The organism is Psychrobacillus sp. FSL K6-2836 (assembly GCF_038003085.1).
Classification (GTDB): Bacteria; Bacillota; Bacilli; order Bacillales_A; family Planococcaceae; genus Psychrobacillus.
In genome coordinates, this window is the sequence record NZ_JBBOOM010000001.1 from 355,028 (window position 1) to 381,585 (window position 26,558).

Below are 26,558 nucleotides of genomic sequence, written 5' to 3' on the forward strand. Positions count from 1 at the left end.
ACTTTGGGACAAATTAAAAGAAGACAGTCTTTTATAATAACTGTCTTCCTTACAATTCTATTTAATTTTCTTTACATTAAATTTCAACGCTACCTCATTATTAATCATAACATTCCAAAGGTAAGGTTTTTTCTCCGATGATTTACGAGGAATCAACAATACGTTTCTAGTTGCCTCTTGTTCTTCTTTATTGAGCAAAAGGAAATAATCTTTTTTTACTTCTATAACCTGTTTACCTAACAGGCGATATTTTCCTTTTTCCACAACCTTCACATTATCGTATGTCTGAAAAACGTTAGCTGCTATAGAAGAGTGAGTATTCCAATCATTGGAATGGTTTAAGGTTACCACAATAACTTCTTTTCCCTTTTCTTCGAAATAAGTGACTAGTGTTCTTCCCGCTACTTTTGTATATCCAGTTTTTCCAGCTACGGCAAACTCATTAAAGTGCAATAATTTATGCTTATTTCTCCAAGTGATGGATCTTTCTTTTGGAGAATAAGATTTGGCAGATGCGATTTGTATAAAGTCCTCGTTCTGCAATGCCAAGCGGAACATATTAGCCATATCTAAAGCAGAAGCGTAGTGCTCTTCGTGATGAAGTCCCGATGGATTAGTAAAATGCGAATCTTCTAATCCAGCAAACTGTATTTTTTCATTCATCAATTTAGTAAAGCCCTCTATGGAGCCACCTGTATGCTCAGCAAGTGCATAAGCTGCGTCATTGCCCGACTGTAACAGCAATCCATACAATAAGGATTCCACAGTCCAAACCTCACCAGCCTGTAAATATAGTGATGATCCCTCCTGCGTTGCCGCAGCATTTGAGATTGTTATTTCATCATCGAGCGGAACATTATCCAAGACAGTTAAAGCAGTCCAGACTTTAGTTAGACTCGCAATAGGTAATTCTGCATCTGCATTACTACCTTCTAATAATCTCCCTGTTTTTGCATCAATAACAGCATAAGAGGATGAAGCATCAGCCTCACTTACATTCCATAAAAGAAAAAGCAACAGAAACAATACCGTTTTTTTTAAAATGAACCATACTCCTCATTCAATTATTTCTACCCTTCAAAGGTCTCTTGGAACTTCGTCATAAATAAATCTGTATCTTCCATTTCATCAACAGACAAATCTTCTGGGAGTGGTGGAAGTGCTTTAATATCTTTTAAACCAAAGTATTGAAGAAATTCGTTTGTCGTTCCATATAAAATAGCCCGACCCGTCCCTTCTGCACGGCCTACTTCTTGTACCAGACCTTTAGCTGAAAGAGTATGAATTGGTCGCTCTGACTTGACACCTCGAATTTCTTCTATTTCAACTCTTGTAATTGGTTGCTTATAGGCAACAATCGCTAGAACTTCAAGTGATGCTTGAGACAAAGATTGAGCTGTTGGATTTTCTACTAATTTCTGAATGCTATCAATATTTTCTTGTTTCGTTACTAATTGATAGGTTCCTGCTAATTGCTTTATCTCAATTCCCCTTGTGTGATTCTCTTTATATTCCTGCAACATTTCCTCGAGGATCGCTTCTATTTCCAAATCCCCCGAACTAGTTAGAAAAGCTAATTGTTTTTTAGTTAGGCCATCCTCTCCACTTACAAATAATAGACTTTCTATATTACTCATCAATTTCATCTTCGAATTCACTTTCTATATCTTCCTTTCGCAACTGCACAAACAAATCTTCAAAATTACTTTTTTGCTCTACTTGTATAATTTGTCGCTTCATCAATTCAAGTAAAGATAAAAAAGTAGTAACAATCGTATTCTTATCTCTAGTAGGGAATAAATCGTAAAACGATAATTTCCCTCCTCCTTTTTTTAATACCTCAATGACATTTTTCATCTGAGCTTTAATCGATATTTCTTGCTTACTTATTCGCGTATTAAGTGGTGCGTTTATTTGTTTTCTTCGTAGCATTTTTTGAAAAGCACCAAGCATATCATATACATTCGCATCTAATTCAAGTAAATCTAATTGTTTACTAGTTTGGTATTCACTTAAATCTGTTGGCGGCCTAGAATAATAGAGTGAACGTGTCTCCTCCATCTCTTGCAAACTTTCTGCTGCTTCCTTATACTTCTTATATTCTATTAATCTTAGTACAAGTTCATCCCTAGGATCCTGTAAATCCATTTCGAAATCATCGTCGATATCATCGTCTTGATGAATTGGCAATAGCATTTTACTTTTAATGGACAGTAAGGTTGCAGCCATTACTAAGTATTCACTTGCTTCATTGAGCTCTAAAACACGCATTGCGTGAACATGCTCCATATACTGCTCTGTGATTTCCGCCATCTTAATATCGTATATATCTATTTCCAAACGATTTATTAAATGTAATAATAAATCTAGAGGTCCTTCAAATGCTTCTGTTTTCACTTCATAAGACATAAAACTCCACCTATTATCGGTTTTTAACATTATTATAGAGGAAAGGTGATTGTATTGCACCCTACATTTCATACTAGTTTTGTGGCATTTCTAAAACATTTCAATGAGACCTTCGATTATTTTGAGTGTCACGAGTTATTGGAAGACTATTGGAAGGAAGTTTCCCCAAGACATAAAAACCATGCATTAACTGCTTTAATCTTGTTAGCAACTTCTATGTATCACTGGCGCCGCGGAAATTTTACTGGAGCTATTAAAACGATGAGAACAAGTATGAAAAGAATGGAAGTAACCAAAGATTCTCCTTTCTTCGAAAACTTAAATTACCAAAAGTTAACAGAAAATATGAAATATGCATTCCAATTGATGACCAGTGGTCAAAAGTTTCAAGGTTTTACAATTGAAATAACTAATCCATCTTTACAATCGCAAGTCAGTCAGCTCCAGATAGAAACGAATGAGGACTTACATTTTCTTATTCATAAACATATGCTTCGAGATCGCTCAGAAATACTGGAGGAACGAGAAAGAGAGAAAAAAAAGAGAGATGACTTATAAAAATCAAGTCATTCCTCTTCTTTTTTTATTTGGCACTTAGTATAAAATGACTCAACATCCTCAGATGGCTTTATAGAATTTGTTTGCAATACAGTGGGAAGTTTTTGCAACATCTCTTCTCCAAGTCCTTCACCACGGTGTGACGGATTGACAGATAGATGTTGAATTACTGCTTCAGTACCTTCCATTCGTACTCCTATTAATCCAACTAGGTCGTCCTCTTTTTTCCAAAGAAACAAATGCCAATCTGGATTTGTCTCATACTCATGAATTGTTTCTAGTAACTTTTTCACATCTTTTTCATGAGGCATGAAAGATAGTAGCCCCATTGAAATTTTTTCAAACGTTTTTTTATAGCGAAGTAACATAATTAAAACCCTCTTTTAATTTCTTGGCCTGTTTATTCAATCAAATACATACGAATACAACACAAATTTAACTGTCTAAATTCAATTCGATTCACAGAATTGTATAATCGCATCATTTCAACACTCTAACAAAGTCCAATTTCTTAAAATATCTGTATTATCGTACCTTAATTTTATCGATTTTACAAATTGGCATTTGGCGCTATAAACAACCAGTAAATGAGCCCCCATACAATTCCTACGATAAAAATCATTAGAAATAGTATGACGTTTGTCTTTTTCATCTTGGATCACTCCTTCTCCATTGTTAAAGGAAGGTCAAGATGTATGATGTCTTCCAACGTTTCTCGTCTTACAGCCAATTGATGCTTTCCATTTTCGACAAACACAACGGCCGGTTTTGTTAAACGATTATAATTACTAGCCATGGAGTAACCATATGCACCTGTACAAAACATAGCTAGAATATCTCCAGGTCTTGCTGCTGGTAATTGAATATTTTCGATTAATTTATCGCCAGACTCACAACATTTACCAGCAATTGTATAATTAGTCGTTAACTGTGCATCCATTTTGTTAGCAATAACTGCGTCATATTCTGCACCGTATAATGCAGGTCTAATATTGTCGGACATACCACCATCAACCGCTAAATAATTTCGGACATCTGGTACAGCTTTTTCAGATCCGATCGTATATAACGTAGTTCCTGCATCCCCAACTAATGACCTTCCCGGTTCTATCCAAATTTCTGGCATTTTAAAAGAAGAATTATGCACGAGCTCTTTTACTATTTGGATCATTTCTTTCACATATACAGCTGGTTCAAGAGGAGCATCCTCATCTGTATATTTTATACCGAAGCCGCCACCTAGATTTAAAACACTGCATGAGAAGTTATAGTCTGTATGCCACTCTATCATTTTAGTAATAAGCTTCTCAGCTGCCACTTTAAAACCAATCGTTTCAAATATTTGAGAGCCAATATGACAATGCAAGCCAAGCAACTGAATATATTCATCCTGATATACATCCAGAAATGCTTGGTCTGCTTGTCCATTCAACAGATCAAATCCAAATTTAGAATCTTGCTGGCCAGTCGTAATATAATCGTGTGTATGAGCTTCAACACCAGGTGTCACTCTTAACAAGATATTAACTTTTTGCTTGTTTTTGGCAGTAAGCATCTTTAATAATTCTATTTCATAAAAATTATCGACAACTATACAACCAATATTATGCTCAAGAGCTAATAATAATTCTTCTTTACTTTTATTATTACCATGAAAATGAATTCGTTCTACTGGATATCCCGCTTGAATCGCAGTATGTAATTCTCCAGCAGATACAACATCTAATGATAAGTTTTCTTGTTTCATCACTTGGTACATTGCAACACTAGAAAAGGCTTTACTTGCATAAGCAACTTGAGCCGATATCTGTTGATCTTGGAATGTCTGGATGAATGCATGTGCTCGTTCTCTAATTAAAGATAAATCGTACACAAACAATGGTGTTCCATATGTTTTTGCAAGCTCTAAGCTATCTATTCCACCAATCATTAGATGACCTTTTTCGTTTACAGCATGCCTTGAAACTAGCACCATTTAGTTCGCCTCTTTTCCCTATATCTATAAGAACTTTATCACAATAGATAAGGAATTGGCAATGCACATTAGGAACGTTTGCGATTAGGCGATCTTGTTATAAATGGCCTTTTAGCATCAACGGGCATTGGATACCGTATGATCAAACGCAAAAACGCTTTTGGAAAGAAAGGTTGAAGTGGCCATAAATAAGGTACATTTAATGGTTTTACAGAACCTACATACCAAAGCAGAGCTAAAGATGCTACAAAAAATCCACTTGGTCCAAATAACGCAGTACTCAGTAGGATTACAGTCCTGAATATTTTAGTCGTAATACTTAGTTCATATGAAGGGATCGAAAAAGTGAATATCGCTGTTATAGCGGTATATAAAATAACCTCTGGAACAAAAATCCCAACATCTACAGCCATTTGCCCAATAACTAGTGCAGCAATAATTCCCATTGCTGTTGATAACGGAGTTGGTGTATGGATAGCAGCTAATCTTAGAAATTCTATCCCAATATCTGCAAACAAAATCTGTAACAATAGCGGTATTTCTGTCGACTCTTTAGGACCAATAAAATCAAGTGCCTTTGGTACAAACTCGGGGTGAACCGAGAGTAGATACCAAAAAGGTAATAGGAATAGACTTAGAAGAACACCTAAAAATCGAATCCACCGTACAACTGTACCAATTGCTGGTGCCTGTCTATATTCCTCTGCATGTTGTAAGTGGTGAAAAAGGGTAGTAGGAACTATAACTACAGATGGTGATGTATCAACCACTATTATTATATGTCCTTCTAGCAAATGGGCTGCAGCGATATCTGGTCTCTCCGTAAATCGTACAAAAGGCAATGGATGGAATCCTTGTTTAAAAAGCCATTCTTCCAATGCTTTGTCTGTCATCGTAATTGCATCATGCTTTATTTGCTTTATTCGATCACGAATTTGCTTAAGATTATCTTCATTGGCAATATTTTTAATATAAGATATTGCAATATCAGTTTGCCCTAACTCGGTAATTTGATGTAACTCAAAGCGCAAATCGGTATCCCGAATCCTTCTTCTAATCAGTGCTGTGTTTTGCACAATATTTTCCGTAAAACCATCTCTAGAACCTCTGACAACCTTCTCATTATCTGGTTCCTCTGGTGTCCTTCCAGGATATGAACGAACATCTATTGTGTAGACGGAACCATTCGATAGTATAAATGTTACTTGCCCACTCAGAAGTGCGGCTAACCATTTTTCCTTCGAATCATATTGCGTAATAGAGTAATATGGGAAATAATGCTCTATAATTTCGTTTTCACTTATTGTTTTATCTGCTATTTTCAATTGGGTGTTCGTCAATAATTGAGTAATTACTAGGCCATCAATTAATCCATTAATATAGACGAGTAATACTGGAAATTCATATAAATGAGTATGTAAAATTCCCACATCGTAAGACTCATTTACTCCGAACTTTTCTTTTAAATACAATTCAGCTTCATCCATACTATTAAACAAAGGTTTCGTTTCAATCACCTATCTTTTGCATTTGAATTCGACTGACCCACTGGTACTAGCCATAATTTTAATTGGGTTAAAATTTTCTTCTCTAATCTCGACACCTGTACTTGAGATATTCCTAATCGTTCTGCAATATCACTCTGTGTACAATCAAGATAATATCTTAAATAAATAATCATTTGCTCCCGTTTTTCTAGCTTTTCCACTAGCTCACGTAACGGAATATGCTCAAAAGGCTTCTCGGAACGCTCATCCTTCATTTGATCCATTAGCGTTAGAGCATCTCCGCTATCATTTTCATAAAGCTGCTCCTGCAATGATGCTGGATCGCGCAGGGCATCTGTAGCCATCACTATTTCTTCTCGAGTCACTTCTAAAATATGCGCAAGCTCCAAAATAGTAGGTTGGCGCTCGAACGTTTTTAAAAAGTCATCGGTAGCATGGCGAATTTTAAAATTTAATTCCCGGATTGAACGACTGATTTTCACCATTCCGTCATCTCTTAAAAACCGCTGAATCTCACCTATAATCATAGGAACCGCATACGTTGAAAACTTCACTTCATAAGACAAATCAAATTTATCCACTGATTTCATCAAGCCAATACAGCCGATTTGAAACAAATCCTCCAGATCTGCTCCCCTAGAAGCAAACCGTTGAACAATTGACCATACAAGCCTAGTATTACCCTCAATCATTTGCTGCCTTGCTAGTTTATCACCAGTTTGTGATAGCGCTATGAGCTCTCTCATTTTTTCTTGAGTTAGTAAAGTAGACGGTTTTTTATTTATCATTAGACGATCCTGCAAGATTCTTGAATTGGTACAAATTGCTTCGTTATGGTTACAGTCGTCCCCCTATCAGGAATGGAGTAAATCTCAACACCATCACTAAAGCTTTCCATAATTGTAAAGCCCATTCCTGAACGTTCCTGTTCAGGCTTAGTCGTAAATAGTGGCTCACGTGCTTGATTTACATCACGTATTCCACGGCCATAATCTACAATAGAAACGACAATTTCTCTATCTACTCGTTGTGCATGCAGTTCAATTTTCCCGACGCCGTCTTCTTCATAACCATGCACGATAGCATTAGTTACAGCTTCAGATATGACGGTTTTAAATTCAGATAATTCTTCAATAGTCGGGTCAATCGTTGCGATAAAACTAGACATAACCATTCTAGCTAGTGCCTCATTCTCACTTTTAGCGATAAAAGATAATGTGATCTCATTGTCCATAAACTATTCCCCCTAACTTAGACATTATTTCAATTTCGGATTCGCTATAAATATAAGGGCTTAAACCTGCAAACTGAAAAATCTTGCGCATTGTTGGGGATGGATTTACAATAATTGTTTGTCCATCTATTGGAGCAAGCTCTCTCATTCTGCCTAGAATTAGTCCTATCCCCGAGCTATCCATAAAATGCAAATCTTTCAAATTCCAAACTAGTACTTTAATAGACCCATTTTTAATCATTGGAACTATCTCATTTCTAATATCATTTGTACTGTGATGATCTAATTCACCTTTTAATCGAATAATAATAATTTCGTCTCCTACTTTTTCTACTTCATGAATCATAAAATCGCCTCCTTAGATAGCGCTATTCCACATGTTCCTTGAAAATTCCTTGCGCTTGACAAAAGTAGAAGAAATCATCGCTTATTAGTCGATTTTCGACAGAGGGTGGTCATTTAAAGTATGGGAACATATTCTTTTTTTTAATCAAAAAATAGGCATCTCGCAAAAGTTTTTAAAAACCTTTACGAGATGCCTATTTCGAATGTTCAAAATTGGGAAAATAATCCTTTTCGCAAGTAATTGTCCCTCATGAGCAAGTAAAGTTAGCACAGCAGCAAGTAAACCATACGAAGAGCAAGTATTCAAAACAATACGCAAGTATATAGCATACGAGAGCAAGTAAACGAAATAATTGTATATCTCCACTTTGTTGAGTATTTGGAAAAATAATCCGCTTCGCAAGTAATTGTCCCTCATGAGCAAGTAAAGCTAGCGCACCAGCAAGTAAACAAACATGCAGAGCAAGTATTGAAAACGGAACGCAAGTAAATAGCATGCAAGAGCAAGTAAAACCTAGAATGCAGATCCATCTTTTATAACTGCAAGTAGCATTTCTATTGCTTCTTCCATTAGGTCTGCCTATTCGCCAACTACTACCATTTGATTTCCAAGTGTTAAACATATCTTCCGTCAGATTATCAGGATCGTTTCCATTTAATGTATCAATAGCTTCCACTATTTCCAGTTTTGAGATGCCCACGAAAAACAACTTGGATCCTTCAAATTTGTATTGAGTAGAGAAAAATTTGAGTCTATTTGAAACAATAGTTAGTTAATATTAGCTCGAAATGGAATTCAATATATCAAATTTTAAAATGTAATAAAGTCTTCTTTTCTTTGTATTTTTAATTATTTCTACATTTCTACAAAATAAAAAAGTTGGTAAGCTAAATCCAATTAGCTGACCAACTTTTTCTTTATATTGTATATAATGATTTTTACATTATTTTCAAAATAGAATTGTTTTTGACTGGTTCATCTTCAATAATTTTATAAGCTTCTTCAATCAATTTAATTGATTCGGCTACATCATCTTTGTTTGAATATAGAATAGCTAATGTATCACCTTTTTGAACTTCTTGACCTGTTAATGATACCAGTTTAACTCCTGCATCAAAATCAAGGGTATCCGCTTTTGTTAAACGACCTGCACCTACTAATAGAGAAGCCATCCCAATCAATTCAGCATCAATTAAATTGATATAACCATCTTTTACAGCTTTTACTTCAATCGTATGCTTAGTATCTTTCGGTTTAATATCAGAAGCATCTCCGCCTTGAGCAGTTATGAATTCTTTGAATTTTTCCAATGCAGCACCATTTGTAAGTGTTTCTATTACTTGTTTTTGCGCTTCATCTTCACTTACTCCAGTAGCTAATTGATACATTTTTGAAGATATAGCTATTGTAACTTCTAATAAGCCTTGCTCACTATCTTTATAGTTTTTAAGGAAATCATGTGCTTCTGCAACTTCTAATTTATTACCAATGTTATGCCCTAAAGGTTGGTTCATATCAGTGATAACAACTGATACTTTTCTACCTAAACTTTCACCAATGCTAATCATAGTAGAAGCCAATTCTGTAGCATGATTTAAATCCTTCATGAAAGCACCTTTACCACATTTGACGTCTAGTACAATGCCGTCTGCCCCACTAGCAATTTTCTTACTCATAATTGATGAAGCAATCAACGGGATCGAATCCACAGTACCTGTTACATCTCTTAATGCATATAATTTTTTATCAGCTGGAGTTAAATTACCAGATTGACCAACAATGGCAATTTTATGTTCATTTACTTGCTTTATGAATTGATCAGAAGTTAATTCAACATTAAAACCTTGTATAGATTCTAATTTGTCTACAGTACCACCTGTGATACCTAATCCTCTTCCACTCATTTTTGCAATTGGAATGTTTAATGATGCTAAAATCGGTGCAACAAGAAGACTAATTTTGTCACCTATTCCTCCAGTTGAGTGCTTATCAACTTTGAATCCTTCAATAGAAGATAAGTCAATAACATCACCTGATTCAACTATAGATTTTGTTAACCATGATGTTTCATCTTTATTCATTCCATTTATTAAGATTGCCATCAACATTGAACTCATTTGATAGTCTGGAATTTCATCATTTGTATATTTATTAATCATATATTGTATTTCTTCTTCGGTTAATGAATTGTCTCTTTTTTTCTTATCGATTAAATTAAGCATATTCATATTAATTAATCTCCTTACTCATAACTTTTATTTTTACAACCTTAATATTAGGCATACACCCGTAGTGGAATTTTACTATCCATATGAAATTAATTCAGTGTTGAAAATAAGTATGGATTATTTCAATAAAGATAAGAAACTTTCTCCGAATTCAGTTGTTGCTACACCAAAGTTTTCACTAATTGTTGCTCCAATGTCAGCAAATGTATTGCGTAGTGGTAACTCGTTTATTTCCTTAAATTTTGGTGAGTATACGATTAACGGAACATATTCTCGCGTATGATCCGTTCCTGGCATAGTTGGATCATTTCCATGGTCCGCCGTAATAATCAATAAATCTTCCTCTGATAACTTTGGAAGTACCTCTTTTAAGCGTACATCGAATTCTTCTAGAGCTTTACCATAGCCTAAAGGATCGCGACGGTGACCAAATAACGCATCAAAATCTACTAGATTTAAGAAACTGATGCCTTTGAAATCTTTGTCCAAAGTAGCGATGAATTTATCCATTCCATCCATATTATCTGTTGTTCTTTCTGTAGAAGTAATACCTTCCCCATTATAAATATCATTTATTTTACCAATTGCGATTACATCTAGTCCCGCATCACTTAGTTCGTTCATCGCTGTGCGACCAAAAGGTTTTAATGCATAGTCATGGCGATTAGATGTACGAATAAATTTACCCGGCTCTCCGATAAATGGACGAGCAATTATACGACCCACTAAGAATTCCTCTGAAAGTGTTAACTCACGTGCAATTTCACAAATACGATACAACTCTTCTAATGGAATTATTTCCTCATGAGCCGCAATTTGTAGCACAGGGTCAGCGGATGTATATACAATAATCGCACCAGTTTTCATATGCTCTTCGCCAAGCTCATCTAAAATTTCTGTTCCACTTGCTGGTTTGTTTCCAATTACTTTACGACCAGTTTTCTCCTCTAATTGGGAGATTAACTCCTGAGGGAATCCGTCTGGATATACTTTAAACGGTTTATCAATATTAAGACCCATGATTTCCCAATGACCAGTCATTGTATCCTTACCAACAGAGGCTTCTTGCATTTTGCCAAAATAAGCTGTAGGAGCAGCTTGGCTATTGATACCTTGAATATCCTCAATATTACCAAGTCCAAGTTGTTCCATCTGAGGCATATGAAGTCCGTTCATTTTTTCTGCAATATGACCAATAGTATGGGATCCTACATCACCAAAGACGTCCGCATCAGGCGCTTCCCCTATACCAACAGAGTCCATTACTATCACATGTATGCGCTTAAATTTATTCATTTAATTTACCTCCTACTGTTTTCTTCTAGTTTACCAAAAAAAACATAAATGTACAGGTCAGACCTCTGACAATTTATGCTCTAGGGTGAAATTGTTTATAGACATCCTTTAAACGACTCTTACTAACATGCGTATAAATTTGAGTCGTTGAAATATCGGCATGACCTAGCATCTCTTGAACAGCACGTAAATCTGCTCCATTTTCTATTAAATGCGTTGCAAAAGAATGGCGTAGCACGTGAGGAGTGATTTCCTTCGAAATCCCTGCCGTAATAGCATGCTTATTTAATAACTTCCATATCCCCTGTCTAGTTAGCCGCTTACCGCGCCTGTTAATAAAAATAGCTTCCGTTTTTTCAGATTTCAACAAAGCTGGTCTAGCATTTTCTATATAATCTGCGCAAGCTCTAATGGAAGCACCACCTAATGGGACAATTCGTTCCTTACCACCTTTTCCGAAAACACGAACAAACCCCATGGATAAATGTATATCCTCTAAATTTAAGTTCAAACACTCACTTATCCGCATCCCACTAGCATACATAAGTTCAAACATAGCTAAATCTCTTTGTCCCTGTGGTTTGGATATATCAATACTATTTAATAGATTATTCAATTCCTCCACTGACAAATAAGTTGGTAACTTTTGCTCTAGCTGTGGTAAATCCAAATGGACAGATGGATCTGTGTTCGCCACTTTCTCTCTTAATAAAAACTGATGAAAGGAACGTATAGAGGAAATATGTCTAGAAATCGTCCGAGCAGATTTTCCATTTTCTTTTAAACTTCGCAGATAAAGAACAATATGCGTTCGCTCTATCTCATTTAGACTATGTAGTTGCTGTACTTCAAATATATGATGTAAATAATCGATTAGATCTTTTTTATAGGAGGTCAATGTATTATTCGCTAACTGCCGTTCAATCTGCAGGAAGTGCATATAATCCTCTAAATGTAGTATTCCATTATTCAAGTACTTCACTCCTTTTGTAAAACAATCATTTAAAAAAAGGATAGCTAGTAAGCTATCCTTTTGTTTATTTATCCTCTTGGCAACGGTAGCAAATACCGTGAAATGTTAGACGATGGTCTTTTATTCTAAAGTTCCATTTTTTTTCGACAATAGCTTCTACATCTTCTAACAAATCTTCTTGAATTTCATCTACAGCTCCACATTCAATACATACTAAATGATGGTGAAAATGCGCTGCGCCCTCTTGTCTCAAATCATAGCGAGATACGCCGTCACCGAATTGAATTTTATCTACCACATTCAATTCGTTTAATAACTCAAGCGTTCTATAAACTGTTGCAAGTCCTATATCAGGTGATATCTCTCTAACTAGTAAAAATACATCTTCTGCACTTAAATGATCTTCTTCATTTTCAAGCAAAACTCGGACTGTCGCTTCTCGCTGCGGCGTCAGTTTATAGCTCGCACCAGATAATTGTTTTTTTATACGATCAATACGGCTTTCCATATGACGCCTCCTTACCTTAAATCCATTATACCAATAATTGAATTCTCATTACAAGAGATTCACATAATAATTATTATTAATAAAAACTAATTATTAAATAATATAAATGGTATTAAGATGGATTCTATAATTATAACAATTATATAAAAGGAAAGCGAAAAAATATTAATCCGATTTGCTAAGGCTAATAACAAGATACAGTAAACTAGCTGAAATGGAAACCACCAAAACACATAAGGAAAAGTAGATTCCTGCGTTTGGAGTAAATAACTCGAACAATACCCATAAAATGTGATTTTAAATGCACAAATAACTAAAATTAGTTTTCGTAAATAAGGATGTTGATAAAATAAAAAAAACACAATGGCAAACATGAGATGAGGAAATATCGTTTCTAAAAAAGTAGGTTGTTCTACTAATAGAACGCGTGCATCCAAGAGATTAATAATCCATTGCTGCTGTTCTACCGTACTTTTTTCAAATAATATCAAGCCTCCGATAAAGCTAACTACGAGTACACATAATGAGATGAAAATAGTATAAGTCTGGTTCAAATTGGAACACCTCCCTATCTACTTTCATCATATGCTTGTACTAACTTAAATCATGCTTCTTTAAAATAATCTTTCAACCAAATATATGCAAAGGCTGTTTTAGCATCATAGATTTGTTGTTTCTTTACCATTTCTTCCATTTCGGGGATAGTTACATGTAATAATTCTACAAACTCATCATCATCTAACCCTACTGGTTGTTCCATCTTTTCAATATTATCTGCAAAATATAGATGGATAATCTCATCAGCAAATCCGGGAGATGTAGCAAATGATTGTATGTATTGTAGATTTTCCGTCGTATAGCCTGTCTCTTCTTCTAATTCTCGCAGGGCAGTTATTTCTGGAGCCTCTCCAATCTCTATTTTTCCGGCAGGAATTTCAATGATTGATCGTTCTAATGCTTTTCTAAATTGTTCTACTAAAATTATTTTTTTGTCTTTTGTTACTGCAATAACTGCAACCGCACCAGGATGCTTGACAATCTCTCTATTACTAGTTTTGCCATTTGGTAGTTCTACTTCATCTACTTGTAGCGTGATGATTCTACCTTTGAATTTAAGCTCAGATTGAATTGTTTTTTCCTCAAATTTTTTCATTATATATCTTCCTCTCGTTTATCCCGATTTAACAGGCTGTAATAACAACTTTGTGAAAATAAAGAAAAATAGGTGGGGATAAACACCCTGTAACTCCCCGATTGGTTCGGACCAACAGGATGTTGGTCACTCAGGCATTGCCAAACGATGCGGCGTTATTTGCCTGAGTTCCTTTTTTCTTCAGTGAAGAATAGCCTCCCACTGATGGAAGTTTCACTTTATAACGTTTCACTTTAGTTGAATCTATCTATTTGACATTGTACCATGTAGAAAAGGACGTGATGAAACTTGAAGAAAAGACAATTAGGTAAAAGTGATATATACGTATCTGAAATCGGCTTAGGGTGCATGTCACTTCCAACAGAACAAGCAGAGGCGGATAATATTATTCAAGTCGCACTAGATAATGGCATTAATTATTTTGATACAGCAGATTTATACAATAAAGGCGAAAATGAAAAGATTGTAGGAAATGCCCTAAAGAGCAATCGACAAAATATAATTTTGGCTACAAAAGTTGGAAATCGATTAAACAAAACTGGGGAAGGATGGTCATGGGATCCTTCTAAGGAATGGATAAGAGATGCCATACATGCCTCATTGAAGCGACTCCAAACTGATTATATAGATGTGTATCAACTACACGGAGGCACGATGGAAGACGATGTGGACGAAGTTATAGACATAATGGAATCTCTCCAAAAAGAAGGGCTTATTCGTGAATATGGAATATCCTCTATTCGGCCAAATGTGATAGAACGATTTTTACGCAAAAGTAATGCCGTCTCCGTCATGATGCAATATAGTTTACTAGACAGAAGACCTGAAGAATGGTTTTCCCTGCTAGAAGACCACCAAGCTTCCCTGTTTAGCCGTGGAACAGTTGCAAAAGGTTTACTTACATCCAATGGTCTTAATCGTGCAAATAAAACAAAAGAATATCTCAGCTACACACAAAAAGAATTAGTCGATACTATCGTAAGATTACAAGCATTGGAGGCACCGATTGCATCCCTTGCACTTCAATACGTGTTGCAAAGAAAAGTAACAGGATCCATGATTATCGGAGCTAGTAGCTCCTTACAATTACTTGAATCTATCGAAGCGTATAAACATCAAGTGCCAGAAAACTTCCTACAAAAAGCTGCAGAAATAACGAAGCAAGATGTGTATATGGAGCATAGAGTTTAAAGGAAACTTCATTATTAGGGAAGTGCTGAAACAGGAATATCGCGGTTCGTGGGACTATGTTGCGGTTTGAAGTCACCTTGTTGCGATTCCCGCTCCCTATATTGCGTTAATTCCTTCAAAGACTACATTAGGCTAGTGACATTGGCCTTACAAAAGAAGTAAAAAAATGTTAGCCGTCTACTATTTGAGATTATTAAATCAGTTGAACAAATTTTCGAACACACAAGTAAAACCTATGACTTTTCAATGTCTAAAGAGGTGAAGGACGATCGGTGGTGGCATTTGGATTCGCTACTAAAAGGTGAAAATGTATTCAATGCTACAAACTTTATGATGATAATTTAGTAAAGACTTAGAACATACACATCATACTTTAATAGTTTCTCGTAAAAAACACCCCCTGAAAAAATTTCAAGGGGGTGTTAGACATCATTATACTTTGCGAACAACAATTTCTTCATCCATAACATCTACATGGACTTTTTTAATCGTTTCTTCTTCTAAAATAAGATCTGTTAATGGATCTTCAATCTTGTCTTGAATCACTCTTCTAAGCGGTCGAGCACCAAACCGTTTATCGTAACCTAGTTTGACTAAGGCTAGTTTTGCTTCCGACGAAATCGTCATATCAATATCATTTTCTGCAATAGTTATTTGCAAATCTCCAAGCATCAAGTTTACGATTTCAAGTAAATTTCCTTCTGTCAGTTCATTGAATGCGACAATAGCATCGAAACGATTGAGAAATTCCGGTTTGAAATAAGCCCCTAGCATTTCAAGCATATTGATAGATTCATGTGCTGGCTGATTGAATCCTACACTTACTTTTTTGTCGCCTGTTCCTGCATTACTCGTCATTATAATGACCGTATCTTTGAAACTAACTGTTCGGCCATGTGAATCTGTTAAACGACCATCTTCCATTATTTGCAGGAACATATTTTGTACGTCAGGATGTGCCTTTTCAATTTCATCCAACAGTAAGATGGAATAAGGATTACGGCGAACATGTTCTGTCAGTTGACCCGCTTCCTCATGCCCTACATAACCTGGAGGAGAACCAATAATTTTAGACACCGAATGTTTCTCCATATATTCACTCATATCAAGACGAATCAACGTATCACGCGAACCAAATAATTCCTCTGCCAACACTTTTGTAATCTCTGTTTTACCGACTCCTGTTGGACCGACAAATAAGAAAGAACCAATAGGACGATTTTTAGATTTGAGCCCTGCACGACTACGACGGATCGCTTTGGCAATTTTATCGACCGCTTCTTCTTGACCAATCACTTTTTTACCGAGATTTTCTGCGATTCCTTTCATTTTTGCCTGTTCTGCTGCTTGTAGTTTTGTCACAGGTATTCCAGTTTTTTCTTCTACTATCAATTCAATATCTGCTACCGTCACTTCTACTTGAGGCGTGTCCTCATTTTGTTTCGCTTGCTCCAATTGTTTACGTAACTGGATTTCCTCAAAGCGTAAATTTGCCGCTTTCTCGTAGTCTTCTTTTTCTGCGGCTTGTTCTTTTTGCTGAATAACTTCGTTAAGATGTGTTCCGATTGACTCTGAATCATCTGACGTAAGTGTCAGATTTAACCGTGCCCCCACTTCATCCATCAAGTCGATTGCTTTATCTGGTAAAAATCGATCTTGAATATACCGCTGCGATAAAGTAACAAATGCTTGAATCGCTTCATCTGGATAGCGCACTTCATGGAAGTTTTCATACCGATCCTTAATACCATTTAAAATGTGAATCGTATCTTCTGTAGATGGTTCCTTCACAATAATTGGTTGGAAACGACGCTCAAGTGCAGCGTCTTTTTCGATTTGACGATATTCTTTCAACGTGGTTGCACCAATAAGTTGCAGTCCCCCACGCGCTAAAGCGGGTTTCAAAATATTACCGGCATCCATTTTTGAACCTTCTGCCGTGCCTGCCCCAACGAGTAAGTGAATTTCATCAACAAATAAAATCACGTCTTTTCGCGTTTGAAGTTCTTCGATTAATTGTTTCATTCGCTCTTCGAATTGTCCGCGAATGCCAGTGTTCGTTACGAGTGAGGCAACATCTAACAAGTACACTTGTTTGTTCATCAATTTCCCAGGAACATCACCTTCGAGGATTTTCACTGCAAGTCCCTCTGCAATGGCTGTTTTACCAACACCCGGTTCACCAATTAAAACTGGATTATTTTTATTTCTTCTATTTAACGTTTCAATGACGCGCTTTATTTCTTGATCACGTCCAATGACCGTATCAATCCGACCTTCTTGGGCATCGTTCGATAGATTTTTAGCAAGTTGATCTAACAAACTATTGCCTTGATGTTCCTCAGGTTGTCTCGTTTGTGTACGTGTCTGATGACTACCATCCGCTTGGAAAAAATGCTCTGCCTCTTTGCCAAATGACGGCATTTTTCCTGCAGTCAATTGTCCTTGAATATCTTGAAAACATACTTGACACAAATGCATTTGCATTCCTTGATGATTAACCTGTACTCTCAGACTCATCGTTGCGTCGTTCTTACTACACTGCTGACATTTCATATTCGTTTCCTCCTATATATAACTATTTGACTTTGACTATATTTAACCTTTGAGGTTAGTATACACTGACCTATTTTGACTTTCAAATAAGATGCTTAGCTTTGGAACGGATTTTGCTTTTTGATAAGTAAGCTAAATGACTATTTTCAGACAGAGTTGTGTCGCTAAGATACATGAAAAAAGAGCTATCCATTAGTCAGGAATGACTTTTGAACAGCTTTTTACAGTTAGCCAAAATAGAGCAATTTCAGTATGCTTCCTTTCGATACCTGTAGCTCAAAAACTTCCACGTTTAAGAATATATTGGTTTAACAGACTATTATTAATTACATTATGTGATTTAATATTTTATATTTAATATCAAACAAAAAAACAGTCTAGAAAATCCGATTATTGGATTTCTAAACTGTTTGTAATTCACTTAAAACTTTGAACCACCAAAGCCATATTCATCTAGTAGTTCTTCAAACGATTTGTTTTTTTCTTTTTCTTTCTTTTCGAAAGCTAGCTGTGCTTGTCGTTCTTCTTCTTTTTCTTGTTCAGCGGTTACTAACTGTTTCTTCGTTTCTTTTAATTTCGCAAGAACGTCAGAGGAAAGCTGATCGGACAATGAATTACCTTCTTCTATTTGCTTAGCTGGCTTTACCTGTTGTTGTCTTTGTTTTTTCTTCGCCATTTTGTTCACCTTCTTTTATGAGCGTTTAACTATAGTTGCGACCCCTTGTCCGCCACCGATACAAAGTGTAGCAAGACCTGTTTTCACATCTCTCTTCTCCATTTCATGAAGTAAAGAAACGAATATACGTGCACCACTAGCCCCAATCGGATGACCTAATGCAATCGCTCCACCATTTACGTTTAGTATATCATGGTTAAAGGATAGTTCTCTATCAACAGCGATCGATTGTGCTGCAAAAGCTTCATTCGCTTCGATTAAATCTATATCCGCTAATGTGATTTGAGATTTGTTTAATACTTTTTTCACTGCCTCCACGGGACCAATTCCCATGATGCTTGGATCCACTCCTGCAGATGCATTTGCTACAATTGTCGCTACTGGTTTAAGTCCAAGTTCATCCGCTTTAGCTTTTGACATGACCACAACGGCTGCCGCTCCATCATTAATACCTGAAGCATTACCAGCAGTTACAGAGCCGTCTTTTTTAAAGGCAGGACGCAGCCCCGCTAATTTTTCTTCAGTAGAACCTTTCTTCGGATACTCATCTTTTGAAAAGACAATTGGATCTCCTTTTCTCTGAGGAATTTCTACGGACACGATTTCATCAGCAAACTTACCTTCTTCTATCGCTTGCGCAGCTCTTGCCTGTGAACGTGCGGAAAATTTATCTTGTTCTTCTCTAGTAATATTATATTGATCACATAGATTTTCAGCCGTCACACCCATATGATAATCATTAAATGCACACCATAGACCATCTGAAATCATGCTATCTACTATCTTTTGATCGCCCATACGGAAGCCATCTCTAGCATTTTTCAATAAATACGGAGATTGGCTCATGTTTTCCATACCACCTGCAACAATAATATCTGCGTCCCCTGCAATAATAGCTTGAGTAGCAAGATGTATTGCTTTTAAGCCAGAACCACATACTTTATTAATAGTTAATGCAGAAACTGAATGTGGTAATCCAGCTTGAATTGATGCCTGTCTTGCAGGATTTTGACCTAACCCCGCTTGAAGGACGTTCCCCATTATTACTTCGTCCACTGCATCCTTTGAAACCCCTGCTTTTTCTAACGCCTTTTCAATAACAATAGCACCTAGTTTAGTAGCTGGCACATCTTTTAAAGCTCCTTGAAATGAACCAATTGCAGTTCTAACTGCACTTACGATTACAACTTCATTTGTCACATGATTTCCTCCTTGTTTCCCCTGTATTAAACAAACTTCTACAAAGCAAAATTTAAATTTGCTTGTTTAACCATCCTTTCTTTACAATAAAGAGGGAGGGATGATTATGTTTAGTTTACCAAATAAAGTGACAATTATCGAGGTAGGTCCAAGAGACGGTTTGCAAAATGAGAAAAATGAAGTGCCAACCGAAGTAAAATTAGCTTTTATCGAAAGACTGCAACTTGCAGGAATAGAGGAAATGGAATTAACTTCTTTCGTATCGCCAAAATGGGTGCCACAAATGAAAGATGCAAACGAAATAGTTAACCGAGTAAACAGGGTAGGAAGACAACTCGTACTAACACCTAATAATAAAGGTGTTGAATTAGCCAAACAATCCGGCGCACAGTGTTTTGCTGTATTTGTTGGCGTTTCTAACAGTTTTAATAAAAAAAATATTAACAAATCTACGAAAGAAAGTATGGATGAACTTAGACCTATTGTGGGAAAACTATTACAAGAAGGTCATTTTGTGCGTGCTTGTGTTTCCACAGCTTTTTATTGTCCATATGAGGGTAAAATAGATTCATCGGACACGTTAGCATTGTGCAAGGAATTCGTTTCATGGGGTGTAAACGAACTTAGCGTAGCTGACACAATCGGAATGGCGAATCCACAGGAAAGCTATGAATTATTCGACTCGTTAAAGAAAGAATTCCCAGCCACTCTTATTACCGCTCATTTTCACGATACTAGAAAAATGGGTATAGCCAATATTTTTGCTAGCTTACAAGCCGGGATTAATCGATTTGATACCTCTGCTGGCGGCCTAGGTGGATGCCCTTTTGCACCGGGTGCTACAGGAAATGTAGCAACCGAGGATGTTGTGAATATGCTACATCAAATGGGTATTGGGACGAATATAAATCTGGACTTATTGCTTAAAGCTGTAGAAGTAGTTGAACCTTATGTGTCAAGACCGATAGACACGGGAATGTATAAACTATTTAAAAGTAAGTAGGGGTTGATCAGATGAAGAAACGTGTAATTATTTGGACGAGTATTTTTACTAGTGTATTGACAGCTATGGCTACGTTCTTTGGTTTCTTTGTAACTAATAGGCTTATGTATATGAAGAAAAAAGAAAATGATTTTATATTAAACCGTGAAATTACATCTAAACGATTAGATGAAGCCTGGTTTAACGCTGTAAATAAAACGGAACAATGGATTGAATCTAAAAATGGCTATTCATTAAAGGCTATTTTTGTCGAACCATTAGAAACAAATAATTATGTCGTGATTTGCCATGGAGTTACAGAAAATAAAATAAACTCATTACGTTTTGTTCGTATGTTCGAACGACTCGGCTTTAATAGTGTCGTCTACGATCATCGCAGACATGGTGATTCCGGTGGCAAGACAACGAGTTTTGGCTTTTATGAAAAAATAGATTTACAATCTATTGTTGAAGCAGTCAGAGAAAGAGCTGGAAAGAATGCAGTATTAGGTATCCACGGAGAATCTATGGGAGCAGCCACGACACTATTATATGGTGGATCCATAATAGATGACGCTGACTTTTATATTTCAGATTGTGCATTTTCGGATTTTGAACAGCAAGTTTATCATATAATGACACAAACAACTCCTCTTCGAACTAGTCTTGCCATTCGATTTGCTAATTTATTTTTAAAGCTTCGTGATGGATATACGTTAAATCTCGTTTCACCTATTGATGTTATTGACAAAATCGAAAAACCTGTATTGTTTATCCACAGCTTGCAGGATGATTTTATCTTACCTAAGATGACGGAAGATTTATATGAAAAAAAACAAGGTCCAAAAACATTAAAATTGTTTGATATAGGTGAACATGCTAAATCCTTCAATGAAAACAGCAAGGAATATGAGCAAGTTGTTGCAGATTTCCTACAAGAAAATGGCTTGCTAAACAAGAAGTAATCGAGAACTGATTTGATTTGAAAGATCCTCACTTTCATTGGGCGAATTATTTAGAATGCATAAAGTCTAATTATTTTCTATTCAAAAAAAGCACTCAGCCGAGTGCTTTTTTTATTTTTGCATTTTATTCATTTGATTCATCATTTGTTTAACTTGTTTTTCTGAAGGCTTGCGACCCATTTGCGCCATCATCATACGAAGCATTTGTTCATTAATAGGTGGGTTTTCTTTTAAGTATTTCATCATATATTGACGTGCCGCAAAGAAACCGATTGCCGCACCAGCGATTAACGCAACGATTATAATAACAATCCAAATCCATGTTTGCATATTTTCTCCTCCTTTATGTTCTTATCTACGTGTACAAGACACCACTGAAAATTATACTATATATTCTTTTGGCATACTATATAAATTAAAATTAAAAAGCAATTCGAATACTTTATATCCAAAGTATTCGAATTGCTCGTACATCTTTTTACTTTTGAAGTAATGCTTTCATTTTCGCAACTATGTTTTCTACCGAGAAGCCATATTCTTTCATAACAATTTCACCTGGAGCACTTGCACCAAATTTGTCTATAGCAATGACGTCTCCTTCAAATCCAACATAACGGTGCCATCCTAATGATGCACCCATTTCAATCGCAAGACGTTTCGTTAAATGAGATGGTAATACACTGTTTTTATAAGCAGCATCTTGTTTCTCAAACAAATCCCATGAAGGCATAGATACAACAGAAACCTCAATTCCTTCTTTAGAAAGTGCTTGTTGCGCTTCCACAGCAAGACTTACTTCTGAACCAGTTGCAAGTAAGATTGCTTCCGCTTTCTCATTAGGCGCTGCAACATAAGCTCCTTTTGAAACTCCTTCTTTAGCCAGTTCAACTGAATTTTCTAAAGTCGGCAAGTTTTGTCTAGAAAGAACTAAAACTGTAGGTTTATGTTTAGATGATACAGCTAGTTTCCAAGCTTCTGCTGTTTCATTTGCATCCGCTGGACGGATTACAGATAAACCAGGCATTGCTCGTAAAGAAGCTAAATGTTCAACCGGCTCATGAGTTGGGCCATCTTCTCCGACAGCGATGCTATCATGCGTAAATACATACGTTACAGGAAGTCCCATTAATGCAGATAATCGAATTGCTGGTCTAACATAATCACTAAATACGAAGAATGTTCCACCAAATACATTTAGTCCACCGTGTAAAGCCATTCCATTTAAAGCAGTTCCCATTGCAAATTCGCGTACACCGAACCAAATATTTTTTCCAGCATAGTTATCTGATGAGAAGTCTCCAACATTTTTCATAGTAGTTTTATTTGAACCAGCTAAATCGGCACTTCCACCAAAGAACGAAGGTAAGTTTTGTGCAATTGCATTGATCGCTTCTCCAGAAGCAGAGCGAGTAGCATGAGAAGTACCAGTTTCGTAAGATTTAAGCGCATCTGCAAAGTTTTCAGGTAATTCACCAGAAATTGCAGTTTTAAGCGTAGAAGCTAACTCTGGAAATTCAGACTCATATGCATTAAGTTTCTCATTCCAAATGGACTCTTCTTGAACACCTAAACGTTCTGATGCTTGTTTGAACGTATCGTATACTTCTTCCGGCACATAGAAGTCCTCTTCAAATAACCATTTATATTCTGCTTTAGCTAAAAGTGTTTCATCTTTTCCTAATGGCATACCATGAGCATCTGACTTACCAGAACGGTTAGGAGAGCCAAATCCAATTACAGTTTTCACTTCAATAATTGTTGGTTTGTCATTTTGAGATTTCGCTTTTTCAATAGCATTTGAAATTTCTTCAATATCATTTCCGTCTTTAACATGAATATAGTTCCAACCATATGAATCAAAACGTTTTTCTACATTTTCTGAGAATGATTTAGCTAAATCACCATCTAAAGAAATATCATTACTATCATATAATACAATCAATTTATCCAATTGAAGATGTCCAGCTAGTGAAATTGCTTCTGCAGCTACACCTTCCATTAAATCGCCATCACCACATAATGCAAACGTATAATGGTCAATAATGGAGTGGTTTTCTTTATTGTACGTAGCCGCTAAATGTGCCTCAGCCATCGCCATTCCTACTGCCATTCCAATACCTTGACCAAGTGGTCCTGTTGTTGCTTCTACACCTGCAGTATGACCAAACTCTGGATGTCCGGGTGTTTTAGAATCCCATTGTCTAAAGTTCTTAATCTCCTCCATTGGTAAATCATAGCCACCAAGATGAAGTAGACTATACAGTAACATAGAACCATGACCTGCCGATAACACAAAGCGATCACGGTTGAACCATGTTGGGTTACTTGGATTATGGCGTAAATGTTTTGTCCATAATGTGTAAGCCATTGGTGCTGCCCCCATTGGTAAACCAGGGTGACCAGAATTTGCTTTATCGATTGCATCAATAGATAAAGTTCGAATCGTATTAATTGCTAATAAATCGGATTGTAATGACATGAATGACATCCTCTCAAACAAATTTTTTCTATATTTCTAGTTTAGACAAGAATGTCTGTATTATCAATGGTTTCTGAAATGATTAATTAATTCAGAAACTTTCCCTTCTTCGCTTCTTGAACTTTTACAGGTGTTACATCGTTTCCTTCAGGGTCGATTATTTTCACACTTTCGATAGTATCTCTCATAGTGGAGCGGAAAGTTTCCAAATATTCTTTGCGTAAAGAGCTTTGTTCTTTTGCCTCTTCAATAGAAAGTCCTGATGTTTTTGATTTTCTAGATAACTCACTAATTCTTGCTAATTTTTCTTTGCTTAACAATTTCATTTCATCCTTTCACTTTATCTTTATATAAAGGTAAGGAAAAAACACACAGAGTGCAAGTCATTTCACTCCGTGTGCTTCTATATACTCAATATATCGTCGATGTACGGTGGCTTTACTAATATTAAATCCTAAACCTTTTAGAGTCATAGAAATCTCTTCATAAGTGAGACCTGCTTTTCGAAGTCTTACTACTTCTTCTAATGGCACATCTATTCGTTCTCTTCCCTCTGGATTACCTTTTGTCTTTAAGTTTTTCTCCGGTCGATATCCCTGAGAAACTGCTTTCTTCATACCTCTCCTAATTTTAGCATTATGTAACTTCCGTTGATATTCTTCTACAAGTGCTAATATTTCCAGTAACATGGAGTCCATTTCATTTAAATTGATGACACCTTTATCTTGTAAAGTATATATAGAGGTGTTAGTTTTTTGAAGAAGATGTAGAACTGCCATTCTACCATTCCCTCTCCCAATTCTCGTTTCATCTTGAACAAATACAGCTTTAATTTCATTTTCTTTTATGTAGTCAAGTAAATCTAATAAGCCTTCCCGTTCTATATCATACCCACTATGCTGATCTATAAATACTTTCTCTACTTCATAATTATGTAGTGTTGCAAATTCTAACAGCTCTTCTTCCTGTCTTTGTAATGATGTTTCTTGGGATTCTTTTTCAGTACTCACTCGACAATATATAACTGATTTCATTTTGTATCGCCCGCTATCTCCGTTTCATGATTGAAATGGTAACTTTTTTCAGCTGCTGGAATTTTAAGCACTTCCCCAGCTTTAATCTGTCCATCTTGTAAATTATTCATAGCCATTACTTTATTGATCCAGACATTTTTATCTTCATCCACACCATACTCATGTGCTAACTCCCATAAAGAATCGCCTTGTTCTATATTAATGTGAAGACTTTCATCTGTCGAAAAAGAATTCGAAATTATTATAAACATTATAAAAGCGATATTGCACGCTACAAATAATGATAGAAAATAGTTTTCTTTTATCCAGGTCATAAAAAATACCCCCTAATAGAATGTGCGTTCGTAATTCGTAACTTAATAATAATGCGAACATTTGTTTTTGTCAACAATAATTAGAACCTATGTTTGCATTATTTTTGGTCGCCTGTTATACTATTTATAAGATAGAAAAGGATAGAGATTAATTACTCTAAAAGAGGTGAGCATATGAAAAAAGCATCTAAAAGACAGGAAGACATCCTAGCTTTTATAAAAGAAGAAGTTCGAAAAAAAGGATATCCGCCGTCTGTTCGAGAAATAGGCGAAGCTGTGGGCTTGGCATCCAGCTCAACTGTTCATGGACATTTAGCCCGACTGGAAAGTAAAGGACTAATAAGAAGAGACCCAACCAAACCACGTGCCATTGAGATTCTTGATGGATTAGGAAGTATTGCCGAAAAACAAAATGTGGTACATGTACCACTTGTAGGTAAAGTTACTGCGGGTATTCCAATTACAGCAATTGAAAATATTGAAGAGTTTTTCCCACTTCCAGAAACTTTCGGAACTGCTGATGATAATTTATTTATGTTGGAAATTATGGGTAATAGTATGATTGAGGCAGGTATATTGAATGGCGACTATGTCGTTGTAAAACAACAGCAATCGGCAAATAATGGCGATATTGTCGTTGCAATGACAGAAGAGGATGAAGCAACCGTTAAACGATTCTTTAAGGAAAAGTCTTACTTCCGTTTACAACCTGAGAATTCATCCATGGAACCTATCATCGTAAATTCTGTTAGCATTCTCGGAAAAGTCGTTGGCGTTTATCGCAATATTCAATAGATATGCAGACTTGACAAAATAGATATTTATACGTAAGATTACGAAGAGCCGATATCATATTTCAACGAAAAGTGGACATTTTCGTTGAAATCATCGAAAAACCCCTTTACCTTTATGGTTGAGGGGTTTTATTTTTTTAAAAATTGTAGTTATTAACATATTTATTTTATCTCTTAGA

29 protein-coding genes are annotated in these 26,558 nt (G+C 36.0%); 5 read left to right on the forward strand and 24 right to left on the reverse strand.

The window, feature by feature from the left end:
* Positions 1-57: 57 nt before the first annotated feature.
* From MKY37_RS01805 to MKY37_RS01815, 3 genes are read right to left on the reverse strand one after another with little or no spacing between them, the layout of a single operon-like run.
* On the reverse strand, positions 58-1,026 hold the full coding sequence (locus MKY37_RS01805) for a D-alanyl-D-alanine carboxypeptidase family protein (RefSeq protein ID WP_340773204.1): 969 nt from the start codon (positions 1,024-1,026) through the stop codon (positions 58-60).
* 44 nt (positions 1,027-1,070) lie between these two features.
* Positions 1,071-1,637, reverse strand: coding sequence for an SMC-Scp complex subunit ScpB (scpB, locus tag MKY37_RS01810; RefSeq protein WP_340773207.1), 567 nt, complete (start codon positions 1,635-1,637; stop codon positions 1,071-1,073).
* Entirely contained in the window at positions 1,630-2,409 is a 780-nt protein-coding gene (locus tag MKY37_RS01815) for a segregation/condensation protein A (protein ID WP_340773209.1), read from the reverse strand. Before MKY37_RS01815 ends, scpB begins: the two co-directional genes overlap by 8 nt.
* 81 nt (positions 2,410-2,490) lie before the next feature.
* On the opposite strand from MKY37_RS01815, the gene MKY37_RS01820 reads away from it, so the two are divergent.
* Complete coding sequence (locus MKY37_RS01820) at positions 2,491-2,967, forward strand: DUF309 domain-containing protein (protein WP_340773212.1); 477 nt, start codon at positions 2,491-2,493, stop codon at positions 2,965-2,967.
* 8 nt (positions 2,968-2,975) lie between these two features.
* Here the strand turns inward: MKY37_RS01820 and MKY37_RS01825 are convergent, their stop codons facing one another.
* From MKY37_RS01825 to MKY37_RS01885, 13 genes are all read right to left on the reverse strand, one after another.
* On the reverse strand, positions 2,976-3,335 hold the full coding sequence (locus MKY37_RS01825; RefSeq protein WP_340773214.1) for a GNAT family N-acetyltransferase: 360 nt from the start codon (positions 3,333-3,335) through the stop codon (positions 2,976-2,978).
* Between the two features lie 290 nt (positions 3,336-3,625).
* Positions 3,626-4,942: a diaminopimelate decarboxylase gene (gene lysA, locus MKY37_RS01830; RefSeq protein ID WP_340773216.1), complete on the reverse strand. Its 1,317-nt coding sequence runs from the start codon at positions 4,940-4,942 to the stop codon at positions 3,626-3,628.
* A 68-nt stretch (positions 4,943-5,010) separates the two neighbouring features.
* Positions 5,011-6,429, reverse strand: a complete 1,419-nt coding sequence (locus MKY37_RS01835) for a spore germination protein (RefSeq protein ID WP_340773218.1) — start codon at positions 6,427-6,429, stop codon at positions 5,011-5,013.
* 26 nt (positions 6,430-6,455) lie between these two features.
* Positions 6,456-7,238: a SigF/SigG family RNA polymerase sporulation sigma factor gene (locus MKY37_RS01840; RefSeq protein WP_340773220.1), complete on the reverse strand. Its 783-nt coding sequence runs from the start codon at positions 7,236-7,238 to the stop codon at positions 6,456-6,458.
* Positions 7,238-7,684 (reverse strand): anti-sigma F factor, encoded by a 447-nt coding sequence (gene spoIIAB, locus MKY37_RS01845; RefSeq protein WP_093060805.1) that lies wholly within the window; start codon positions 7,682-7,684, stop codon positions 7,238-7,240. The genes MKY37_RS01840 and spoIIAB overlap by 1 nt, the downstream gene beginning before the upstream one ends.
* Entirely contained in the window at positions 7,674-8,030 is a 357-nt protein-coding gene (locus MKY37_RS01850; protein ID WP_093534831.1) for an STAS domain-containing protein, read from the reverse strand. Before MKY37_RS01850 ends, spoIIAB begins: the two co-directional genes overlap by 11 nt.
* Before the next feature lie 247 nt (positions 8,031-8,277).
* Positions 8,278-8,730, reverse strand: coding sequence for a hypothetical protein (locus MKY37_RS01855; RefSeq protein WP_340773222.1), 453 nt, complete (start codon positions 8,728-8,730; stop codon positions 8,278-8,280).
* Positions 8,731-8,968: 238 nt separating this feature from the next.
* The gene (locus tag MKY37_RS01860; RefSeq protein ID WP_340773224.1) at positions 8,969-10,258 is read right to left on the reverse strand and encodes a thymidine phosphorylase; all 1,290 of its coding nucleotides are present in this window, start codon (positions 10,256-10,258) and stop codon (positions 8,969-8,971) included.
* A gap of 117 nt (positions 10,259-10,375) precedes the next feature.
* Positions 10,376-11,554: a phosphopentomutase gene (gene deoB / locus MKY37_RS01865; RefSeq protein WP_340773226.1), complete on the reverse strand. Its 1,179-nt coding sequence runs from the start codon at positions 11,552-11,554 to the stop codon at positions 10,376-10,378.
* Between the two features lie 73 nt (positions 11,555-11,627).
* A complete protein-coding gene (gene xerD / locus MKY37_RS01870; RefSeq protein ID WP_340773229.1) occupies positions 11,628-12,527 on the reverse strand; it encodes a site-specific tyrosine recombinase XerD in 900 nt (299 codons plus the stop codon).
* A gap of 64 nt (positions 12,528-12,591) precedes the next feature.
* Positions 12,592-13,035, reverse strand: coding sequence for a ferric iron uptake transcriptional regulator (gene fur / locus MKY37_RS01875; RefSeq protein ID WP_090561869.1), 444 nt, complete (start codon positions 13,033-13,035; stop codon positions 12,592-12,594).
* A gap of 86 nt (positions 13,036-13,121) precedes the next feature.
* A complete protein-coding gene (locus MKY37_RS01880) occupies positions 13,122-13,589 on the reverse strand; it encodes a hypothetical protein (protein WP_211893895.1) in 468 nt (155 codons plus the stop codon).
* 50 nt (positions 13,590-13,639) lie between these two features.
* Complete coding sequence (locus MKY37_RS01885) at positions 13,640-14,188, reverse strand: NUDIX hydrolase (protein ID WP_340773237.1); 549 nt, start codon at positions 14,186-14,188, stop codon at positions 13,640-13,642.
* Between the two features lie 288 nt (positions 14,189-14,476).
* On the opposite strand from MKY37_RS01885, the gene MKY37_RS01890 reads away from it, so the two are divergent.
* Positions 14,477-15,379 (forward strand): aldo/keto reductase, encoded by a 903-nt coding sequence (locus MKY37_RS01890; protein WP_340773240.1) that lies wholly within the window; start codon positions 14,477-14,479, stop codon positions 15,377-15,379.
* A gap of 432 nt (positions 15,380-15,811) precedes the next feature.
* Here MKY37_RS01890 and MKY37_RS01895 read toward each other — a convergent pair whose 3' ends face one another.
* From MKY37_RS01895 to MKY37_RS01905, 3 genes are all read right to left on the reverse strand, one after another.
* Positions 15,812-17,935 (reverse strand): ATP-dependent Clp protease ATP-binding subunit, encoded by a 2,124-nt coding sequence (locus tag MKY37_RS01895; protein ID WP_340773243.1) that lies wholly within the window; start codon positions 17,933-17,935, stop codon positions 15,812-15,814.
* A 421-nt stretch (positions 17,936-18,356) separates the two neighbouring features.
* Complete coding sequence (locus tag MKY37_RS01900; protein ID WP_340773245.1) at positions 18,357-18,611, reverse strand: DUF3886 domain-containing protein; 255 nt, start codon at positions 18,609-18,611, stop codon at positions 18,357-18,359.
* 15 nt (positions 18,612-18,626) lie between these two features.
* On the reverse strand, positions 18,627-19,811 hold the full coding sequence (locus tag MKY37_RS01905; RefSeq protein WP_340773247.1) for an acetyl-CoA C-acetyltransferase: 1,185 nt from the start codon (positions 19,809-19,811) through the stop codon (positions 18,627-18,629).
* A 106-nt stretch (positions 19,812-19,917) separates the two neighbouring features.
* On the opposite strand from MKY37_RS01905, the gene MKY37_RS01910 reads away from it, so the two are divergent.
* Both MKY37_RS01910 and MKY37_RS01915 read left to right on the forward strand, forming a co-directional pair.
* Entirely contained in the window at positions 19,918-20,814 is an 897-nt protein-coding gene (locus tag MKY37_RS01910) for a hydroxymethylglutaryl-CoA lyase (RefSeq protein ID WP_340773249.1), read from the forward strand.
* An 11-nt stretch (positions 20,815-20,825) separates the two neighbouring features.
* Positions 20,826-21,758: an alpha/beta hydrolase gene (locus MKY37_RS01915; protein ID WP_340773251.1), complete on the forward strand. Its 933-nt coding sequence runs from the start codon at positions 20,826-20,828 to the stop codon at positions 21,756-21,758.
* A gap of 111 nt (positions 21,759-21,869) precedes the next feature.
* Here MKY37_RS01915 and MKY37_RS01920 read toward each other — a convergent pair whose 3' ends face one another.
* From MKY37_RS01920 to yneA, 5 genes are all read right to left on the reverse strand, one after another.
* Positions 21,870-22,088 (reverse strand): YneF family protein, encoded by a 219-nt coding sequence (locus MKY37_RS01920; RefSeq protein WP_093063024.1) that lies wholly within the window; start codon positions 22,086-22,088, stop codon positions 21,870-21,872.
* 148 nt (positions 22,089-22,236) lie between these two features.
* A complete protein-coding gene (gene tkt, locus MKY37_RS01925) occupies positions 22,237-24,237 on the reverse strand; it encodes a transketolase (RefSeq protein WP_340773256.1) in 2,001 nt (666 codons plus the stop codon).
* 86 nt (positions 24,238-24,323) lie between these two features.
* Positions 24,324-24,557 carry a DUF896 domain-containing protein gene (locus MKY37_RS01930; protein ID WP_340773258.1) on the reverse strand — a complete coding sequence of 78 codons (234 nt, stop codon included), beginning with the start codon at positions 24,555-24,557 and terminating at the stop codon, positions 24,324-24,326.
* Positions 24,558-24,620: 63 nt separating this feature from the next.
* Complete coding sequence (locus MKY37_RS01935) at positions 24,621-25,271, reverse strand: YneB family resolvase-like protein (RefSeq protein ID WP_340773260.1); 651 nt, start codon at positions 25,269-25,271, stop codon at positions 24,621-24,623.
* On the reverse strand, positions 25,268-25,585 hold the full coding sequence (gene yneA / locus MKY37_RS01940; protein WP_340773261.1) for a cell division suppressor protein YneA: 318 nt from the start codon (positions 25,583-25,585) through the stop codon (positions 25,268-25,270). Before yneA ends, MKY37_RS01935 begins: the two co-directional genes overlap by 4 nt.
* 174 nt (positions 25,586-25,759) lie before the next feature.
* On the opposite strand from yneA, the gene lexA reads away from it, so the two are divergent.
* Entirely contained in the window at positions 25,760-26,380 is a 621-nt protein-coding gene (gene lexA, locus MKY37_RS01945; RefSeq protein WP_340773264.1) for a transcriptional repressor LexA, read from the forward strand.
* Positions 26,381-26,558: the final 178 nt, after the last annotated feature.

Excerpts from the sequence above, each read along its gene's own strand:
- scpB (WP_340773207.1), bottom strand. The coding sequence starts at position 1,637 with ATGAGTAATATAGAAAGTCTATTATTTGTAAGTGGAGAGGATGGCCTA.
- MKY37_RS01815 (WP_340773209.1), bottom strand. The coding sequence starts at position 2,409 with ATGTCTTATGAAGTGAAAACAGAAGCATTTGAAGGACCTCTAGATTTA.
- MKY37_RS01825 (WP_340773214.1), bottom strand. The coding sequence starts at position 3,335 with ATGTTACTTCGCTATAAAAAAACGTTTGAAAAAATTTCAATGGGGCTA.
- lysA (WP_340773216.1), bottom strand. The coding sequence starts at position 4,942 with ATGGTGCTAGTTTCAAGGCATGCTGTAAACGAAAAAGGTCATCTAATG.
- MKY37_RS01835 (WP_340773218.1), bottom strand. The coding sequence starts at position 6,429 with ATGGATGAAGCTGAATTGTATTTAAAAGAAAAGTTCGGAGTAAATGAG.
- MKY37_RS01840 (WP_340773220.1), bottom strand. The coding sequence starts at position 7,238 with ATGATAAATAAAAAACCGTCTACTTTACTAACTCAAGAAAAAATGAGA.
- spoIIAB (WP_093060805.1), bottom strand. The coding sequence starts at position 7,684 with ATGGACAATGAGATCACATTATCTTTTATCGCTAAAAGTGAGAATGAG.
- MKY37_RS01850 (WP_093534831.1), bottom strand. The coding sequence starts at position 8,030 with ATGATTCATGAAGTAGAAAAAGTAGGAGACGAAATTATTATTATTCGA.
- MKY37_RS01860 (WP_340773224.1), bottom strand. The coding sequence starts at position 10,258 with ATGAATATGCTTAATTTAATCGATAAGAAAAAAAGAGACAATTCATTA.
- deoB (WP_340773226.1), bottom strand. The coding sequence starts at position 11,554 with ATGAATAAATTTAAGCGCATACATGTGATAGTAATGGACTCTGTTGGT.
- fur (WP_090561869.1), bottom strand. The coding sequence starts at position 13,035 with ATGGAAAGCCGTATTGATCGTATAAAAAAACAATTATCTGGTGCGAGC.
- MKY37_RS01885 (WP_340773237.1), bottom strand. The coding sequence starts at position 14,188 with ATGAAAAAATTTGAGGAAAAAACAATTCAATCTGAGCTTAAATTCAAA.
- MKY37_RS01895 (WP_340773243.1), bottom strand. The coding sequence starts at position 17,935 with ATGAAATGTCAGCAGTGTAGTAAGAACGACGCAACGATGAGTCTGAGA.
- MKY37_RS01900 (WP_340773245.1), bottom strand. The coding sequence starts at position 18,611 with ATGGCGAAGAAAAAACAAAGACAACAACAGGTAAAGCCAGCTAAGCAA.
- MKY37_RS01910 (WP_340773249.1), top strand. The coding sequence starts at position 19,918 with ATGTTTAGTTTACCAAATAAAGTGACAATTATCGAGGTAGGTCCAAGA.
- MKY37_RS01915 (WP_340773251.1), top strand. The coding sequence starts at position 20,826 with ATGAAGAAACGTGTAATTATTTGGACGAGTATTTTTACTAGTGTATTG.
- MKY37_RS01920 (WP_093063024.1), bottom strand. The coding sequence starts at position 22,088 with ATGCAAACATGGATTTGGATTGTTATTATAATCGTTGCGTTAATCGCT.
- tkt (WP_340773256.1), bottom strand. The coding sequence starts at position 24,237 with ATGTCATTACAATCCGATTTATTAGCAATTAATACGATTCGAACTTTA.
- MKY37_RS01935 (WP_340773260.1), bottom strand. The coding sequence starts at position 25,271 with ATGAAATCAGTTATATATTGTCGAGTGAGTACTGAAAAAGAATCCCAA.
- yneA (WP_340773261.1), bottom strand. The coding sequence starts at position 25,585 with ATGACCTGGATAAAAGAAAACTATTTTCTATCATTATTTGTAGCGTGC.
- lexA (WP_340773264.1), top strand. The coding sequence starts at position 25,760 with ATGAAAAAAGCATCTAAAAGACAGGAAGACATCCTAGCTTTTATAAAA.